The 328-nt window shown below is 49.7% G+C and carries 1 protein-coding gene; it reads left to right on the top strand.

What is annotated here, in order from left to right; translation table 11 throughout:
• Positions 1-49: 49 nt before the first annotated feature.
• A partial coding sequence (locus C2M35_RS15395) for a PKD domain-containing protein (protein ID WP_199774439.1) occupies positions 50-328 on the top strand: 279 nt, incomplete at its 3' end.

Here is a 328-nt window from a genome sequence, read left to right as displayed (position 1 = left end):
GTGGGAAGGTCCGGGTACAATTGAGTCTCCAAACTCGGCTGTAACCAATGTGACTGGCCTGAGCGAAGGTGAGCATACCTTCACTGTAAGTGTAAGCGATGGCGAGATAGTTACTACAAGCGAAGTAGTAGTGACTGTTGAGAGCGCAAACACAGCACCAACTGCTGAAGTAGCACAAACAACTATCTCAGCAGCCGAAGGTAACACGGTGACTTTAGATGCCAGTGCTTCAACGGATGTTGACGGCGATGAAATCACATTTGAGTGGGAAGGTCCGGGTACAATTGAGTCTCCAAACTCGGCTGTAACCAATGTGACTGGCCTGAGC

It is taken from the genome of Pseudoalteromonas sp. T1lg76 (genome assembly GCF_002964725.1).
Lineage (GTDB): Bacteria > Pseudomonadota > Gammaproteobacteria > Enterobacterales > Alteromonadaceae > Pseudoalteromonas.
Note: the sequence above shows the minus strand (reverse complement) of the source record. Positions and strands in the feature narration are given on the sequence as shown.